A 13,462-nucleotide genomic window follows, 5' to 3' on the forward strand; every position below is an offset into this window, starting at 1 on the left:
CGCGGGTGTAGACCAGGCAGAGACCGAAGAAGCCAACGGTCGCCGCGACGAGAATAAGATCCATCATTGTTCTGGAATCCTGGTTGTTCGTGGATGAAGCCAGGAAAGGCGCCATTTTGCTGACGCCTCATTCTCCGTGGCTGGAGACGATCACGATCCGTCTCCAACACTATATGCGGCCGATCCCCATAGGGATTCGAGATGGCTCGGAAGGCTAAGAAATATAAACCGCATAGGAATTTGCGGTCGGGACCCCGTGCCGGGAGCGTGCCGGCCGCCGCTCGGAACAGCCCGGTTGCGGCGTTCACGTTGCGGTTTCACCTCCAAATCCTTACATCTACGGAGGATTGAATTTCTCTTGCGGAAAAGACAGGTGCGCGATGATTTGGGTAATAGGCGCAGCAGCCGTCGTGGTTCTCTACCTGTACTCGCGACGGGCGGGGATAGTGGCGGTGGCCGTTCTGGCTGTGCTTTATGTCGGCCTCTGGCTGATGTCGGGACAGATCAACTCGAAAGTGCCGACCAACCAATCCGTCGCCGTGGTCGCAAGCTCCGGAGGCGAGACATGCAAGGCACCCGGCGCGCCCGTCTCCGTCACCTTCACCAACAACGCGGACAGACAGCTGCTCGCGACATCCTTCACGCTGAGTGCACGCCAGGCGGGTCACAGCTCGCTGATCTACAGGGCAACGCTTCGAAGCGACAAGATCATCGAGCCGGGCGGCAGCTGGACCGAGTGCTACGGCCTCAATCCGCTGTCGTTTTCCGAACGGGACGTCCACTACAACCCCAGCGACCTCGAATGGTCGGCCGAGGTCTCGCTCTCGCGATTTGCGTCCAGCTAATCGTTTCTGGGACAAACCGTGCCGCAACGACTTGCGGTTTTGCTTGGCTTGAACGCTTCCACTTTCCCCGTCAGCGTGACCCGCAAACGGCTGTCGCGAATTATTTTTGCGTCACCGCTCGATAAGTTTTGTTCCAAGCGCATTTACACTGTCATGCCTGGCTTCTGGCAGCAGCGCATTCAATCGGGGACGGCTATGAGCGACATGAGTAAAGGGGCTATCGCAGCGGCGGGGATCGCGAACAAGCCTGTCGGGCTGAGCGCGCCGACCCTTTCGGGCCGAACGATCCTTATTCTCATCGGCGTGGCGGTGATCCTCTATGTCGGCCAGGAAGTGTTTGTGCCGCTTGCGCTCGCACTCCTTCTTACCTTCACGCTCGCACCCATCGTCAGTTTCCTGCGCAAGCGCTACGTCCCGAGGATCGCCGCCGTCCTCCTCGCCGTCGCCACCGCGTTTTTTGTCATTGCAGCCTTCGGTTTCATCGTGGCCGGACAGGTCGCCAATCTCGCGGACAATATTCCGACCTATCAGCGCAACATCGTCGCGAAGGTGCACTCTCTCAGCCAGGCGGGCTCCGGCAACGGCGTTTTCGAACATCTCAGTAAGGTCGTCGAGCGCATAGGCTCGGAACTGCAGGACAACGCCGAAGAAAGCAAGGAAGACGCGCCGCCACAGATCAAGCGTCGCGATCCGATGCCTGTCGAGATCGTAACCCGCGCCAACCCGATCGAAACGCTCGGCAATTTCATTCTGCCACTCATCAGTCCCTTTGCAACCGCGGGTCTGGTTATCGTCCTCGTGATTTTCATGCTGCTTGAGCGGGAGGAACTGCGCGACCGGTTCATACGCCTTGTCGGCCTCGGCGATCTCCACAGGACAACGGCGGCTCTTCAGGACGCGGGAAAACGCGTCGGCAAATATCTGCTGATGCAGTTGGTCGTCAACGCGCTGTATGCCTTGCCGATCTCGATCGGCCTCTGGCTGCTCGGCATCCCGAACGCCATCCTGTGGGGACTGTTGACGCTCGTCCTGCGCTTTGTCCCCTACATCGGTCCGGTCATCGGCATGATCCTGCCGCTGTTTCTGGCACTGGCGATTGCCCCCGGATGGTCGCTGGTTGCCTGGGTCGCCGCACTGTTTATCGTCACCGAACTCGTCAGCAACAACGTCGTCGAACCGTGGCTCTATGGAAGCCATACGGGCCTTTCGCCGCTCGCCATCATCGTCTCGGCCATCTTCTGGTCGTGGCTCTGGGGGCCTGTCGGACTGATGCTGTCGACCCCCCTCACAGTCTGTCTCGTCGTTCTCGGTCGCTACGTCCCGCAGTTCAGCTTTCTCGACGTGCTGCTCGGCAACGAGCCGGTTCTGCAGCCGCAGGAAAAACTCTACCAGAGGCTGCTTGCCGGCGATCCCAACGAGGCGACCGACAACGCGGAGGATTTTCTCGAGGAGGAGTATCTCGTCGACTATTATGAAAAAGTCGGACTGCCTGCACTCAGGCTGGGTGAACTGGACCGGCAGCGCGGCGTGATGAGCGAGGCCCAGATCGCCCTGTTTGCCTCAACCACCCAGACGCTGATCGGCAATCTGGCGGAGATCGCGATCGAGGAAGAAGCGGAAGACGATCCGGCCGAAGGGGAAGCCGCTGTCACAGAGCAGATCACCGGTGAAATCGACCTGCCCAGCGGCGAAGGGAAATCCGTTCTCTGCCTCGGCGGCAGAGGCGCGATCGACGATGCCGCGGCCGCCATGTTGTCGCAGGTTCTCGCCATTCAGGGCGCCACCGTGTCTCAGGCCGACCACACGGCCGTGAGCGGCAAGACGGTAAGCCTGATGAACCTGACCGATGTCGACACGGTTCTCATCGCTTTCCTCAATGGCGGCTCCAAAGCCCACGCCCGCCAGGCCGTCCGCCGGTTCAAGCGACAGAAGCCGTCGGTTCGGGTGGGGATCATGATCACCGGCGTTGACGGTCAGCGGGAAAGCCCGCTTGCGACAGAGGACATCGATGCAGACTTTGTCGTCACCACCATTTCCGATGCGGTTCGTGGCGCGCTGACCACAGCCCAGGCGGTCGAGATCAAGGCGCCGAAGCGGATCGGCCGGCCTCGCGAGCGCAAGACCACGCCGCTCGTCGCGTGATCGGAGCACCCCGCAGGCATGCCTGACCTGTGGGGTCCTCGATGCCGACGCGCCTGAGTGCATCGAGATCTGGATAGACAAGGATCAACTCGTCAAGACCTGAAGAGCCCGGGAGGCATGGACATGACCGAGACATTTACCGCCATGGTGATCGATACCGTCGACGGCAAGCCGAAAGGCGCCTTCCGGGAAATCTCCCTCGCCGATCTGCCTGACAATGACGTTCTGGTCGAGATTGCCTATTCGACGGTCAACTACAAGGACGGTCTGGCCATCACCGGCAAGGGCCGGATCACTCGCCGGATGCCGATGGTCGGCGGCATCGATCTTGCCGGAACCGTGGTCGAATCACGCTCCCCGGATTGGAAGCCGGGCGACAAGGTGGTCGTGAACGGCTGGGGCCTGTCAGAAACGGAATGGGGCGCCTATACCCGCTACCAGCGGGTCAAACCGGAATGGCTGATCCCGCTGCCCGACGCCTTCACGATGAAACAGGCGATGGCAATCGGCACGGCCGGCTATACCGCGGCGCTCTGCGTCGACGCGCTTGAAAAATGGGGCTCGATTAAACCCGGCGCAGGCGAGGTCCTCGTGACCGGCGCCGCCGGTGGCGTCGGCTCGGTGGCGATCGCGCTTCTGGCGGCGCGCGGCTACGTCGTCACAGCCTCGACCGGGCGTCCGGAAACCCACGACTATCTGGCCTCGCTCGGTGCCACCAGCTTCATCGATCGCGCGACGCTTGCCGAAAAGGGCGGCCCGCTGCAGACGGAGCGCTGGACCGGGGGCATCGACAGCGTCGGCTCGACGACGCTTGCCAACGCCCTGTCGCAGACCATGCGCGGCTGCGCAATCGCAGCCTGCGGCCTTGCCGGCGGACCCGACCTGCCAGCGACGGTCCTGCCGCATATCCTGCGCGCCGTCACCCTGATCGGGGTCGACTCGGTCATGGCCTCGCGCCAACAGCGCCTCACCGCCTGGTCGCGCCTTGCCCGCGATCTCGACAGCCGAAAGCTTGCCGCCATGACCAGAACGGAACCGATGTCCAACCTGCCGCAACTGGCAGAAGAGATCATCGCCGGCAAGGTGCGCGGCCGGATCGTGATCGACGTCACGAGGTAACCCCGCGCGCCGTGCGCAATGGCCAGCCTCCCTCTTCAGCCGCGTTCGCGCTAGAACGGATAGTGCTGGTGCGGATCCTCGATGGTGATCCAGCGCAGATCGGTGAATTCGTTGATCGCAGCCCTGCCGCCGAAGCGGCCATAGCCGGAGCCCTTGACGCCGCCGAACGGCATCTGTGCCTCATCCGCGACAGAGGGGCCGTTGATGTGGCAGATCCCCGATTGCACCCGGCCGGCGACGGCGAGCGCGCGCTGGATATCGCGACTGTAGACCGAACCCGAGAGACCATATTGCGTATCATTGGCGATCCGGATCGCCTCCTCCTCGTCCTTGACCCGGATGATCGGCTTGACCGGACCGAAGCACTCCTCGTCATAGATGCGCATGCCGGGCTTGACGTGATCGAGCACCGTAGCCTCCACGACGCTGCCGGTGCGCTTGCCGCCCGCGGTGAGACTGGCCCCCTTGGCGATCGCGTCGGCAATGATCTCTTCCATCTTTTCCGCGGCACCGATCGTCACCAGCGAACCGAGCACGACGTGACCGCGGGGATCGCCCGCCGGAAGCTTGGCTGCGCGCTCGGACAGTTTAGCCACGAATTCGTCGGCGATCTTGTCGTGGACGATCAGCTTTTCGGTCGCCATGCAGACCTGGCCCATGTTGATGAACGAGCCGAAGATCGCGCCGTTGACGGCCGCATCGATATCGGCGTCCTCGAGCACGAGCATCGGTGCCTTGCCGCCCAGTTCGAGAAGCGCCGGCTTCAGATGGCGGCCGCAGAGTTCGCCGATGATGCGGCCGACCTTGGTGGAACCGGTAAAGTTGACGCGGCGGACTTCGGGTGCCGAAACCAGCGCCTCGACAACGAAGGCGGCATCCTCGGGTGCATTGGTGATGACGTTGACGACTCCATCCGGGAAACCGGCCTCGATAAACACCTTGCCGATCGCGACATGCAGTCCGGGGCATGCTTCGGAGGCCTTGAGGATGACCGTGTTACCGCAGGCAAGCGCCATGGCGATGGCCCGCACGCCGAGAATGATCGGTGCATTCCACGGCGCGATGCCAAGGCAGACGCCGACCGGTTGGCGCATCGCCATCGACAGGTTTCCGGGCTTGTCCGACGGGATGATCTCACCCTGGATCTGGGTCGTCATGGCCGCCGCCTCGCGCAGCATGTTTGCCGCAAGATGCGCGTTGAAGCCGGCCCATCCGCCGGTCGCGCCGGTCTCGGCGGTCATCAGCTCGGTGAGCTCGCCACCCTTGGACGCAAGCACATCGGCCGCCTTGTTGAGAAGCGCGCGACGTGCACCGGGACCGGTTGTAGACCATGCCGGAAAGGCGGCCTGGGCTGCCGCGACCGCGGCCTTGGCGTCCTCGACGCCGGACGCCGGTGATTGGCTCGCGACATTGCCCGTATAGGGATTGATCCGTTCGAACGTCTTGCCCGAAATGGCGTCGGCCAACTGGCCGCCGATGATCTGTTTGATGTCCAAGGTCGCATCCTTTCTTCGAGAAACCAGATAGCCAGCTTCGAGGGATGCGCCACAGCCGTAAACGACGGCATCACACGTCCGCTTTCTCGACCGATCGCGCGAACAAACAGTCAGCCTGCGCATGACTTCGCACAGTCTGACCGTCAGTCTCCGCGGTTTCCATCGAGAAGCGAAGCCCCTCCTCCAACAGGCATGTTAACGAACTCCAGCCGCGACTCAAGGGGAGGATCAAACAGCCGCAGCCACGAACATGGCACTTGCCTCAAGCCATCAAACGGAAAGATACGGGACTGATCTGCGCTACTTCGAGCAGACACGGCCCGCTCGGCTCTTTCGCACCCTATCGACGAGGGATAGGTAGGATTGCGGAACCGGCGCCGCGGTCGACATGCGCAACTGAAAGTACCCAATGTTTCATCTCATCTTTGGACTGCCCTGGCTGATTGTCGTCCTCCGCTTCATTCAGCCGCTGCCCTGGCACTGGTCGGCGAAGGTGGCAGTGGCGGTGCTTTTGCTGATCGCCTCGCAATACCATTTCTTCAGCCGGCTCTCCTCCGGCTCGGTCTTTTCGCCGGAGTTTCCGCGACCGCTGATCATTGCGTTCAACCTCCTGTTTGGCGCGATCGTTTTTCTGGCCGTCTTCCAGATCGCGCTTGATGTCACCTCGCTCCTGGTCATGCCCTTCAACGGGCACTTCCCCGCCGCACCCGCCGGGCTCCGTTATGCCATGGGTGGCGTCGCGCTCTGCCTTTCCGCCTATGGTGTCAGCCAGGCAATCCGTGTACCGCCACTCAACGACATCGAGATTGCAATCGCAAACCTGCCGCCGGAATTCGAGGGCTATCGCCTCGTCCAGCTCTCCGATCTCCACATCAGCCGGCTGTTCCCGGCGAAATGGGCCGAGGCGGTCGTATCGAAAACCAACGCGCTCGATGCGGACCTCATCGTCATCACGGGAGACTTTATAGACGGAAGCGTCGCAGACCGCCGCGGCGACGTCGCATCGCTGGCAAGCCTGCGGGCGCGCGATGGGGTCTATGCCATCCCTGGCAACCACGAATACTTCTTCGATTACCGGGACTGGATGCGCCACCTCGCAACCTTGAACATGACGATGCTTCAGAATGCCCACGTTGTGCTGACGCGAGGGAGCGGCAGGCTCGTGCTGGCCGGTGTCACGGACCTTTCGGCACGCGGACACGGAGCGCCGGCCCCGGACCTCGATACGGCTATTGCGGGCGCTCCCGCCGACGCGCCGATCATTCTTCTCGACCATCAGCCCAGGTTGGCACAGAAAGCCGCCGCATCGGGGATCGCCCTCCAGCTGTCGGGACATACCCATGGCGGTATGGTTTTCGGTCTTGATCGCGTGGTCGCACGCGCCAACAACGGCTTTGTTTCGGGCCGCTATCAGATCGGCGGGATGACCCTCTACGTCAACAACGGCACGGGGATTTGGCCCGGTTTCGCGCTGCGGATCGGTGTTCCCTCCGAACTGACCCGGATCACGCTTCGGGCCGGTCAGCCGCTTTGAAGGCTGAAGTGACACCGCTTCATCTGCTTTCTCTATCCACAACCATCGGCCCGCCGCGAACGACAGGTGTTGACGCGGGCGCTCTCGCCAACACATAGTCGCCGCCAATGCGCCGTCATCGACACGGTGCGTCGATCGGGATTGGAGGATCTCGACCGGTATTCATGCCAAGGGAGGAATTTTCATGAAAGTCATTACAGGCTCGGCAATTCTGGCGACCGCATCGTTTCTGATGGGATCAACCGCCATGGCCGCGACGGAAATCTCGTGGTGGCACGCCATGACCGGCGCCAACAACGAGGTTGTCGACCAGCTCGCCAAGGAATTCAACGAAAGCCAGTCGGACTTCAAGGTCATGCCTGTCTTCAAGGGCACCTACCCGGAAACGCTGAACGCCGGCATCGCCGCCTTCCGCGCCAAGCAGCCACCGGCCATCATGCAGGTGTTTGACGCCGGCAGCGGCGTCATGATGGGCGCCCAGGGCGCCATCGTGCCGGTTGCGGACGTTCTGGAAAAGGGCGGCTTCAAATTCGACAAGAGCCAGTACCTGCCGGGGATCGTTGCCTACTATTCGAAGCCTGACGGCACGATGCTGTCCTTCCCCTACAATTCGTCCTCGCCAATCCTCTATTATAACAAGGATATCTTCGAGAAGGCCGGGCTCAACCCCGACACGCCGCCGAAGACCTGGGGCGAGGTGTTTGACGCCGCCAAGAAGATCAAGACCAGCGGTGCCGCTCCCTGCGGCTTTACCTCGACATGGCTCACATGGATCCAGACGGAAAACTTTGCGGCCTGGAACAACCTTTCCTATGGCAGCAATGAAAACGGCCTCGGCGGCACCGACGTCAAGCTTGCCTTCAACGCCGAACCCTTCGTCAAGCATTTCCAGGCAATCGCCGATCTCGCCAAGGACGGCACGTTCCGTTACGGCGGCCGCACGTCTGAAGCCAAGCAGTTGTTCACATCAGGCGAATGCGCCATCCTGACCGAATCCTCCGGCGGTCTGGGCGACATCGTCAAGTCCGGCCTGAAATACGGCATCGGCCAGCTGCCCTATGCAGAAGGTCCGGGACGCCCGCAGAACACCATCCCCGGCGGCGCCAGCCTCTGGGTCTTCGGTGGCAAGAGCGATGCCGAATACAAGGGGGTCGCGACCTTCTTCAACTTCCTGTCGCAGACCAAGATCCAGTCGCGGCTGCACCAGGTCTCCGGCTACATGCCGGTCACGATGGCAGCCTACGAGGATACCAAGAAATCCGGCTTCTACGAGAAGAACCCGGCGCGCGAAACGCCGTTGCTGCAGATGATGGGCAAGGCTCCGACCGAGAACTCCAAGGGCGTTCGCCTCGTCAACCTGCCGCAGGTCCGCGACATCATGAACGAAGAGTTCGAATCGATGCTCGCCGGTAAGCAGGATGCCAAGGCCGCCCTCGACAAGGCTGTCCAGCGGGGCAATGCCGCCATTCAGCAAGCCATCGGCAAGTAAGCGGTAAGCATAAGGGCCGCCCCGGCGACTGTCGCGGGCGGCCTGCAGCATTTCAACGGAGCCTGCCCGTGCAAAGCGTCGTATTTCCCAACAAGGTGCTGCCCTATTTTCTGGTGGCGCCGCAGATTGTCCTGACCGTTGTGTTCTTCTTCTGGCCGGCCAGCCAGGCGCTCTACCAGTCGGCCATGCGCGAAGATCCGTTCGGGCTGCAGAGCAGCTTTGTCGGCTTCGCCAACTTTTCCGCCATCCTGGCAGACGAGAGCTATCTTCACGCGCTCCGCGTCACCGTCGTCTTCAGCGTGGCAACCGCGCTGCTTTCCATGGGTGTCGCACTTCTGCTGGCGACCGCCGCCGATACCGTCGTGCGCGGTAAGGGTTTCTACCGCACGATGATGATCATCCCTTACGCGGTGGCGCCGGCGGTTGCCGGCATGCTGTGGCTGTTCATGTTCAACCCGGCCATGGGCACGTTTGCCTATATTCTGCGGCGCAACGGCATTGCATGGGACCCGCTGCTGAACGGCGATCAAGCCATGTCCCTCGTCGTGGTGGCAGCCGCCTGGAAACAGATCAGCTACAATTTCCTGTTCTTCGTCGCCGGCCTGCAGGCAATCCCGAAATCCCTGCTCGAAGCCGCCGCGATCGACGGTGCCCGGGGCAGCCGAAGGTTCTGGACGATCGTCTTCCCGCTGCTTGCACCGACCACCTTCTTCCTTCTGGTCGTCAACACCGTCTACGCCTTCTTCGACACGTTCGGCATCATCCATTCGGTGACCGGCGGCGGACCGGCAAAGGCCACCGAAACGCTGGTCTACAAGGTCTACAACGACGGCTTCGTGAACCTCAACCTCGGTTCGTCTGCGGCCCAGTCGGTGATCTTGATGGTCATCGTCATCGCGCTGACCGCCTTCCAGTTCCGCTTCGTCGAGCGACGCGTCCATTACGGGTAAAATTATCAGATGATCGAGAACCGTCCTGTCGCACGCCTGATGGCGCATCTGATGCTGATCCTTGGGATCATCATCGTCGCCTTCCCCATCTACTACACATTCATTGCCTCGACGGCGACGTCGAGCGCGATCATCCGACCACCGCTGTCGCTCTTGCCGGGCGGCCATATGGTCGAAAACTATAGCGAGTCCATTTCCGGCGGTGTCGAGCGCGTCGTCGGCGTCAGTCTGGAGCGGCTGTTGTTCAACAGCTTCGTGGTGGCGGTGGCAATTGCCGTCGGCAAGATCATCATCTCCTTCCTGTCAGCATTCGCGATCGTCTTCTTCCGCTTCCCGTTCCGCATGGGTTTCTTCTGGATGATCTTCATCACCCTGATGCTGCCGGTCGAAGTGCGCATCCTGCCGACCTACAAGGTGATCGTCGATCTTGGCCTGCTCAACACCTATGCAGGCCTCACGCTGCCGCTGATGGCGTCGGCGACGGCGACCTTCCTTTTCCGCCAGTTTTTCCTCACCATCCCCGGCGAAATGGTCGAGGCGGCGCGGATCGACAATGCCGGACCGTTCCGCTTCATGCGCGATATCCTGCTGCCGCTGTCGACGACCAATATCGCGGCCCTGTTCGTCATCCTGTTTATCTACGGCTGGACCCAGTATCTCTGGCCGCTGCTCGTCACCGACCGTGCGGAGATGAACACGATCATCATCGGCCTGCGCCGCATGGTCGATTTCACTGATGCATCAACTCCTTGGAACTACGTCATGGTCACGGCGATCCTGGCAATCATCCCTCCCGTCATCGTCGTGGTGCTCATGCAGCGCTGGTTCGTCAAAGGTTTGGTGGAGACCGAAAAGTAATGGCAACAATTGAACTGAAAGACGTCCGCAAGGTCTATGGCGGCAATATCGACGCCATCAAGGGCGTGTCACTGGACATCGCAGACGGCGAGATGATCGTTCTGGTCGGCCCATCCGGCTGCGGCAAGTCCACGCTGCTGCGCATGGTTGCCGGGCTCGAAAGCATCACCGGTGGTGACGTCATCATCAACGGCAAGCGCGTCAACGACATGGAACCGGCCGAGCGCGATATCGCGATGGTGTTCCAGAACTACGCGCTCTATCCGCACATGACGGTCAAGCAGAACCTTGCCTACGGTCTGAAGAATCGCGGAACCTCGAAGGACGAGATCGAACGGCGCATCACCGAGGCAGCGCGCGCACTCGAAATCGAGCCGTTCCTCGCCCGCAAGCCACGGCAGCTTTCCGGCGGCCAGCGGCAGCGTGTGGCGATGGGCCGCGCGATCGTGCGCAAGCCCGCAGCCTTCCTGTTCGACGAGCCGCTGTCGAACCTCGACGCGAAACTGCGCGTGCAGATGCGGGTCGAGATCCGCCGGCTGCAGCGATCGCTCGCGACGACGTCGATCTACGTGACACACGACCAGATGGAAGCGATGACGCTCGCCGACCGCCTCGTCGTCCTCAACGCCGGCCGGATCGAGCAGGTCGGCACTCCGATCGAGCTCTATGAAAAACCCGCTACCACCTTCGTCGCAACCTTCATCGGATCGCCCTCGATGAACCTGATGACGCTCGGCAAGGCCGGCGGCTGGAGCGTGGCCGAAGGCCTTCCCTCCACTGTCGCCACCGTCGGAATTCGTCCGGAAGACATCGTGATTGCCGAGGGAGAGGTTTCCTCGCCTTTCAGAGCCGAGGTCGAGGTCATCGCCGTCGAACTCGTCGGAGCAGAAAGCTACGTCCATGGTGCGACGTCGGACGGAAGCCCTCTTGTCTTCCGGGTCCCCGGCCGCTCGCGCATCGCGATCGGCGAGAAACTGCCCGTGACGACAGCGCCCCACCATCTTCATCTTTTCGACAGCGCCGGAAAGCGCATCGAACGTACCGGTTGATCCGGGACGCGCAAAGATGCGCAGGAGTGCGCTCTCGACGGACGCCTGCGCACTCCTGCAACTTCGCGACATTGACCCTATCGGAAAGTGAGCTATTACTCATGCGAGCAAAAAGGTTCGCATCGCAATAATGGTCACCATTCTCGTAACACTGCTGGGTTTCCTGGTCCTTCTGATTGCAGCCGTGTTCTTCGCAGTTCGCGCGCGCGCGCTTGCGTACGACAAGCACTTCCGCGATCAGGTCCGCCTGCAGCGAAGACTGGAGAACCGGGAGGCCAAGCTCAAGATCAGAGCTCGCAAGCACCGCCGCAACCTCGCAAAGAAACGCCTCGCCAGGATGAAGCGCGCAAAGGCGCTGGCCGCGCGGGCGAAGTGATTTTCCGCAACAGCTGCTGCCTGTGAAAATGTGCGGGCTGCAGCACTTCGCACCGAGAAGCTGCGGGCGCAGAAGCATCCGGGCCAAGCCTCGGATATCACCCGCAGGATACAGCTGAGATCAGATAGAAATTTAGGGAAATTTGGTAGCGGAGGGCAGAATTGAACTGCCGACCTCAGGGTTATGAATCCTGCGCTCTCACCAACTGAGCTACCCCGCCACAGGGTGGATCGAGTGTCTCGATCCGTTTGGATGTGCGGCTTATAGAACCCGCGTCACTGAAGTGTCAAGCGCAGGATGGGAGAAAAACGGCGAGATTTGAGCCGCTATTTTCCCGATCCCTCGTTCATTCTCCAGGCCGAATAAAACCGGTCTTTCAAGCGGCTACAGGGGTCGCCAGAAGCGCCCGCAGCGATGCCTCGGCATCGGCCGCCCGTTCGGACCGTTCGACGAAGCCGCCGCCGTGGACGCGCGCATCGGCACCTTCCGCGGAATAGAGAACGCAGGCCTGACCGGGTGCCACGCCCTGCTCGCCGATCGCCAGATCGACATAGACCCCGCGCTCATCCGTATGCAGCGTGGCAGGTGACGGCGGGCGCGTCGAGCGTACCTTGGCAAAGCACGCAAAGCCGTTGCCCGCATCATCCTGCAGCGTCCCGTCGCCGATCCAGTTGACGTCGCGCAGATAGACGCGGTGCGTATCGAGCGCTTCCTTGGGACCTACGATGACGCGGCGCGAGCGGGCGTCCAGATAAACCACGTAGAGCGGCTCGCCTGTCGCAACGCCCAGACCCTTGCGCTGACCGATCGTGTAATGGACGATCCCCTCGTGGCGGCCCAGCACGCGGCCGTCCATGTGGACGATATCGCCCACCAAAGCCGAGTTCGGCTTCACCTTGGCGATGATATCGGCATATTTGCCGGCGGGGACGAAACAGATATCCTGGCTGTCGGCCTTCTTGGCAACCACCAGCCCCATGTCTTCGGCCAGCTCGCGCACCTGCGCCTTGCCCATGCCGCCCAAAGGAAAGCGCAGGTAGTCGATCTGCTCCTGCGTGGTCGCAAACAGGAACCAGCTCTGGTCGCGGTCCGCATCGATCGGCCTGAACAGCGCACGGCGGCCCGGATTGTCCGCCGTAGGGTTCGGCGCCGAACGGATGTAATGGCCGGTCGCCAGTGCATCGGCGCCGAGCTCCCGCGCGGTCGCCAAAAGATCGGCAAACTTGACCGTCTGGTTGCAGGCAACGCAGGGAACCGGCGTTTCGCCCATCGCATAGGCTTCGGCAAATGGATTGATCACCGTCTCGCGGAAACGCTTCTCATAGTCGAGCACGTAATGCGGAATACCAAGCGTCTCGCAGACCCGGCGCGCGTCGTCGATATCCTGGCCGGCGCAGCAGGAACCCGCCCGGTGCACGGCCGCGCCGTGATCGTAGAGCTGAAGCGTGATCCCGATCACGTCATAGCCATCGCGTTTCAAAAGGCCGGCCACGACGGAGGAATCCACGCCGCCCGACATGGCGACCACGACGCGCGTATCTTCCGGCTTCTTGTCAAAATCCAGCGTATTCACGGGGTACTCTCTTAAAGTCTCTCAGGCCGCG

11 protein-coding genes and 1 tRNA gene are annotated in these 13,462 nt (G+C 61.7%); 9 read left to right on the plus strand and 3 right to left on the minus strand.

What is annotated here, in order from left to right:
- Positions 1 to 380: 380 nt before the first annotated feature.
- The 3 genes from IFT66_RS10160 (at position 381) to IFT66_RS10170 (ending at position 4,106) form a co-directional block, all read left to right on the plus strand.
- Entirely contained in the window at positions 381 to 845 is a 465-nt protein-coding gene (locus tag IFT66_RS10160; RefSeq protein ID WP_139283775.1) for a hypothetical protein, read from the plus strand.
- A gap of 195 nt (positions 846 to 1,040) precedes the next feature.
- Entirely contained in the window at positions 1,041 to 2,987 is a 1,947-nt protein-coding gene (locus tag IFT66_RS10165) for an AI-2E family transporter (protein WP_082471999.1), read from the plus strand.
- 123 nt (positions 2,988 to 3,110) lie between these two features.
- Positions 3,111 to 4,106, plus strand: coding sequence for an MDR family oxidoreductase (locus tag IFT66_RS10170; RefSeq protein WP_192077530.1), 996 nt, complete (start codon positions 3,111 to 3,113; stop codon positions 4,104 to 4,106).
- Between the two features lie 50 nt (positions 4,107 to 4,156).
- Here the strand turns inward: IFT66_RS10170 and IFT66_RS10175 are convergent, their stop codons facing one another.
- Positions 4,157 to 5,602, minus strand: a complete 1,446-nt coding sequence (locus tag IFT66_RS10175) for an aldehyde dehydrogenase (protein WP_249406419.1) — start codon at positions 5,600 to 5,602, stop codon at positions 4,157 to 4,159.
- A gap of 409 nt (positions 5,603 to 6,011) precedes the next feature.
- On the opposite strand from IFT66_RS10175, the gene IFT66_RS10180 reads away from it, so the two are divergent.
- The 6 genes from IFT66_RS10180 (at position 6,012) to IFT66_RS10205 (ending at position 11,858) form a co-directional block, all read left to right on the plus strand.
- Entirely contained in the window at positions 6,012 to 7,136 is a 1,125-nt protein-coding gene (locus IFT66_RS10180) for a metallophosphoesterase (RefSeq protein WP_192077532.1), read from the plus strand.
- Between the two features lie 184 nt (positions 7,137 to 7,320).
- Positions 7,321 to 8,625 (plus strand): sn-glycerol-3-phosphate ABC transporter substrate-binding protein UgpB, encoded by a 1,305-nt coding sequence (gene ugpB / locus IFT66_RS10185; protein ID WP_062460687.1) that lies wholly within the window; start codon positions 7,321 to 7,323, stop codon positions 8,623 to 8,625.
- 68 nt (positions 8,626 to 8,693) lie between these two features.
- Positions 8,694 to 9,575, plus strand: a complete 882-nt coding sequence (gene ugpA, locus IFT66_RS10190; RefSeq protein ID WP_062460690.1) for a sn-glycerol-3-phosphate ABC transporter permease UgpA — start codon at positions 8,694 to 8,696, stop codon at positions 9,573 to 9,575.
- Positions 9,576 to 9,584: 9 nt separating this feature from the next.
- Complete coding sequence (gene ugpE / locus IFT66_RS10195) at positions 9,585 to 10,433, plus strand: sn-glycerol-3-phosphate ABC transporter permease UgpE (RefSeq protein ID WP_062460693.1); 849 nt, start codon at positions 9,585 to 9,587, stop codon at positions 10,431 to 10,433.
- Positions 10,433 to 11,482 carry a sn-glycerol-3-phosphate import ATP-binding protein UgpC gene (locus IFT66_RS10200; protein WP_062460696.1) on the plus strand — a complete coding sequence of 350 codons (1,050 nt, stop codon included), beginning with the start codon at positions 10,433 to 10,435 and terminating at the stop codon, positions 11,480 to 11,482. The genes ugpE and IFT66_RS10200 overlap by 1 nt, the downstream gene beginning before the upstream one ends.
- 130 nt (positions 11,483 to 11,612) lie before the next feature.
- Positions 11,613 to 11,858 carry a hypothetical protein gene (locus tag IFT66_RS10205; protein WP_062460699.1) on the plus strand — a complete coding sequence of 82 codons (246 nt, stop codon included), beginning with the start codon at positions 11,613 to 11,615 and terminating at the stop codon, positions 11,856 to 11,858.
- 143 nt (positions 11,859 to 12,001) lie between these two features.
- Here the strand turns inward: IFT66_RS10205 and IFT66_RS10210 are convergent.
- Both IFT66_RS10210 and mnmA read right to left on the minus strand, forming a co-directional pair.
- A tRNA-Met gene (locus tag IFT66_RS10210) sits at positions 12,002 to 12,078 on the minus strand.
- A 156-nt stretch (positions 12,079 to 12,234) separates the two neighbouring features.
- Positions 12,235 to 13,431, minus strand: coding sequence for a tRNA 2-thiouridine(34) synthase MnmA (gene mnmA / locus IFT66_RS10215; protein ID WP_192077533.1), 1,197 nt, complete (start codon positions 13,429 to 13,431; stop codon positions 12,235 to 12,237).
- Between the last annotated feature and the right edge of the window lie 31 nt (positions 13,432 to 13,462).

The sequence above is a fragment of the Rhizobium sp. CFBP 13726 genome (genome assembly GCF_014841925.1).
In the GTDB taxonomy this organism is placed as follows: domain Bacteria; phylum Pseudomonadota; class Alphaproteobacteria; order Rhizobiales; family Rhizobiaceae; genus Neorhizobium; species Neorhizobium soli.

Excerpts from the sequence above, each read along its gene's own strand:
- ugpB (WP_062460687.1), top strand. The coding sequence starts at position 7,321 with ATGAAAGTCATTACAGGCTCGGCAATTCTGGCGACCGCATCGTTTCTG.
- IFT66_RS10205 (WP_062460699.1), top strand. The coding sequence starts at position 11,613 with ATGGTCACCATTCTCGTAACACTGCTGGGTTTCCTGGTCCTTCTGATT.
- ugpE (WP_062460693.1), top strand. The coding sequence starts at position 9,585 with ATGATCGAGAACCGTCCTGTCGCACGCCTGATGGCGCATCTGATGCTG.
- IFT66_RS10170 (WP_192077530.1), top strand. The coding sequence starts at position 3,111 with ATGACCGAGACATTTACCGCCATGGTGATCGATACCGTCGACGGCAAG.
- IFT66_RS10200 (WP_062460696.1), top strand. The coding sequence starts at position 10,433 with ATGGCAACAATTGAACTGAAAGACGTCCGCAAGGTCTATGGCGGCAAT.
- IFT66_RS10180 (WP_192077532.1), top strand. The coding sequence starts at position 6,012 with ATGTTTCATCTCATCTTTGGACTGCCCTGGCTGATTGTCGTCCTCCGC.
- IFT66_RS10165 (WP_082471999.1), top strand. The coding sequence starts at position 1,041 with ATGAGCGACATGAGTAAAGGGGCTATCGCAGCGGCGGGGATCGCGAAC.
- IFT66_RS10160 (WP_139283775.1), top strand. The coding sequence starts at position 381 with ATGATTTGGGTAATAGGCGCAGCAGCCGTCGTGGTTCTCTACCTGTAC.